Here is a 2,691-nt window from a genome sequence, read left to right as displayed (position 1 = left end):
TTCGGCGCGGGCGTCGGCGAGCTGCCCGGCCGACAGCCGGGCCCGGCATCGCAGCATGGACCAGATCCGGATGTTCTTTGCTACGTTCTCGGCCTCGCGGGTGCCGGCCTCGATGATCGAGTGTGCCTCGTCCAGTCGCAGCTCCGAGATCAGCAGCAGCGACTTCCACGTCTGCGGCAGCCACAGCCGCAGGTCTTCCGCCTCGTGCTCACGCGCGACCGCCTCGGCCGCCAGGTTGACGGCGCCCCGCCAGTCGCCCTCAGCGAAGGCCAGCAGCGCCCGGGGCACGAAGGTGACGATCCCAGCAGCGGGATCACCGATGGCGGCCGCCTCCGCGATCGCGTCCGCGACAGGCGCGGCGGCCGCGCGCGCGTCGCCGCTGATGTCCAGGCCGCAGGCCATCAGCGACAGCAGTTGCACACGCAGCGCGGGCGGGACGCCCGGCAGCCGCAGGGCCGCCTCGCACTGCTCGGCGACCGTCGCAGGGGCGTACTGGGTCATCAGCATGCCGATGCTCAGCCGCGCCTGCGCCTCGGCGGCCGGGTCGGCGAGGTCGCCCGCGGAGGAGGCCATCAGCCTGGCCGCCTCGGCGGCCCGGCCCGCCTGCACGAGAAGGTCGATGGCCTGTGCGACGGCCTCGCCGCGTTCCGGGGCGCCGCGCCCGGTGAGGTCCAGGGCACGCCGGGACAAGGGCACCGCCACCGCCGGGGACACCTGCCCGATCTGCGCCGCCGCCCGCCGCAGCAGGCCGGCCGAGGCCACATCGCCGGGCTCGGCGACGTCCATGACCAGCTGCGCGACGTCGGCGGCCGACGACCCGTGCCGAAGCATCACCTCGATCGCGGTCCGGCGCACGCTGCGCCGGACGGCTCCCGGCACGCTGGCGTCGACCGCCTCGCGCACCAGGTCATGCCGGAACCTCAGCCTGTCCCCGTCCTCGGCCAGCAGACCCGCCGCGATAACCTCCCGGATCTCGCCGCGCAACTCCAGCGGCGGCCTGCCGAGCAGGCCGGCCAGCTCGTCCAGGGAGAAACTGCGCCCCAGGACCGAGGCCATCTCCACGGCGTCCCTGGCTGGCGCGGTCAGCCGCGCCAGCTGGCCGGCAACGGTGCCGACGAACCGGCGCGGCAGGGTGGCCCCGGCTGCCAGCACCGCGGCGCCTGCGGTGACCCGGACAAGATGTTCATCGCGCAGCCCGCTCAGCAGCTCGGTCAGCAGGAACGGCTGGCCATCAGCCCGGGTAAGGACCCGCAGCAGCGCCTCATCGGGCTCGCCGCCGAGCATGTCGTGCGCGACCTGCGCGACCGCGGCCTCATCCAGCGGGCCAAGGCGGACCTCGGCGGCGCCCGCCGCTTTCAGCCGGCTGACCGCTTCCCCCGCGGCCTCCGCCAGCTCCCCGTCGCGCAGCGCAAGCAGCCAGCTGATCCGGTGCGTGGCCAGCCGCCTGGACAGCGTGACCACGGCACCGGCCGTGGCCGCGTCCGCCCACTGCAGGTCGTCAACGACGATCAGCAACGGGGACCGGTGCGCGGCTTTCTCAAGGGATTCCTGCAGCTCGCGCAGCAGCCACAGGCGCTGGTCAGGAGACTGACTGAGGTCATGCAGACGGGCAGGATCGACGGGCGGATCCTCGGCGGAGACAAGGGCGTCCACAATCGCCCCGAGCGGCACGGCCCGCGCCGCGGGATCCCCGCCACCGCAGAACACCCGGACGCCCCTGTCCGGGGCGAGGCTCGCGGCCTCGGAGAGCAACGTAGTCTTCCCGACCCCTGCCGGACCGGTCACGAGCACAACGCTGCCGCGCCCGGCGCCGAGCGCATCCAGCAGCCCGCGCAGCACGTCAACCTGCGGCTCCCGGCCCCGCAATCTGGGAAGCACCGGGCCATCGTAATCGAACTTGGCCTGCTCAGCCGCGAGGGCCTGGACTGCCTGCCGCCGGCATCACGCTCAGGCTCGGGCTATGGTTGCGCAGAGGTCTTCACGTTTCACCGGTAGGACCTGATGCGGTCCGGCTCGTTCGAGACGGCGATGGCCAGCTGCTCGCCGACCTGGACGGGGATGGACACAGGCGAAGACTGCCCGCGGCTGGGCGGGCGGCTACGCGGGTTTCACGGGCGGCGATGGCCTGGCGGTTGCGTCTGCCGTAGGAGTCTTCCGGCAGCTTCTCGCTGTGCTGCTCGACTTCGCGGACGTGAGCCTCTCGGTCGCCGGCATAGGCGGAGACGGCGAACAGCGTGACGAGGGTGAGGCTACCGTCCGGGACGACCGACGGCGCGGACGTCACCGGCTTCCCGGCGGGATGTGGCTTGGCGTGACTGGGACAATGATACGCGTGAGCAATTCAGGCCGGCCCTACCGCGACGCACCGCCGTTCGCGCTGGTGATCTGCGGAGTACCAGCGAGCGGCAAGTCGACACTCGCTGACGAATGCCCGCTCATGCGGCATTGTCGGCGTCTGCCGTGAGTTCGAGCGCAGAACTGATGCATCTGCTTGCGGTCCGAGGTCCGGAAGCTCAACCGAGGCGGGCTTGGTCGCTGAGAGCTTCGCCGTCTCAGCCAGCGGGGGGTGCTGGCGGCAGCCCCGCCGGACCCGTGAAGGCGAAGACCTGGCTGATGCCCGGAAGCAGCAGCAGGCCATCGGCGGCCGACGGCGTCGGGAAGTGGTTCGCCGACCCGCCGAAGGGAATCGAG

General features: G+C 72.4%; 1 protein-coding gene. It reads right to left on the bottom strand.

The window, feature by feature from the left end; genetic code table 11:
• A partial coding sequence (locus Q1N79_RS23980) for an AAA family ATPase (RefSeq protein ID WP_300612663.1) occupies window positions 1-1,878 on the bottom strand: 1,878 nt, incomplete at its 3' end.
• Window positions 1,879-2,691: the final 813 nt, after the last annotated feature.

The organism is Trebonia sp. (assembly GCF_030042015.1).
In the GTDB taxonomy this organism is placed as follows: domain Bacteria; phylum Actinomycetota; class Actinomycetes; order Streptosporangiales; family Streptosporangiaceae; genus Trebonia.
This window is presented reverse-complemented; position numbering and strand designations above follow the sequence as displayed.